This is a genomic window from Pseudomonas sp. MD330_10, assembly GCF_042610415.1.
In the GTDB taxonomy this organism is placed as follows: Bacteria; Pseudomonadota; Gammaproteobacteria; order Pseudomonadales; family Pseudomonadaceae; genus Aquipseudomonas; species Aquipseudomonas rhodesiae.
Window position 1 is genome coordinate 1 of the sequence record NZ_JBHGZU010000053.1, and the last position, 449, is coordinate 449.

Genomic DNA, 449 nt, shown 5'->3' on the forward strand with positions numbered 1-449 from the left:
CTGACCGCCGAACGCTTTGTGCCGGACCCGTTCGGCAAACCCGGCAGCCGCGTGTACCGCAGCGGCGACCTGACCCGCGGGCGTGCGGATGGTGTAGTGGATTATCTCGGGCGGGTCGACCACCAAGTGAAAATCCGCGGCTTCCGTATCGAACTGGGCGAGATCGAAGCGCGTCTGCGCGAGCAGGACAACGTTGGCGAAACCGTGGTGGTGGCCCACGACGGCCCGTCCGGTAAGCAACTGGTGGCCTACGTGGTGCCGGCCCGCGCCACCGACGACGGCGCGCTGCGCGACAGCCTGCGCCGCGCCCTGAAAACCCGCCTGCCGGACTACATGGTGCCTACGCACTTTATGTTCCTGGCGCAGATGCCGCTGACCCCCAACGGCAAGCTCGACCGCAAGGGCCTGCCGGCGCCGGACGCGAGCCTGATGCAGCAGACCTACGTGGC

1 protein-coding gene is annotated in these 449 nt (G+C 68.2%); it reads left to right on the forward strand.

All coding sequences use genetic code 11. From position 1 onward, the window contains the following. On the forward strand, positions 1-449 hold a 449-nt coding region (locus tag ACFZPT_RS26575; protein WP_379555945.1), incomplete at both ends, for a hypothetical protein.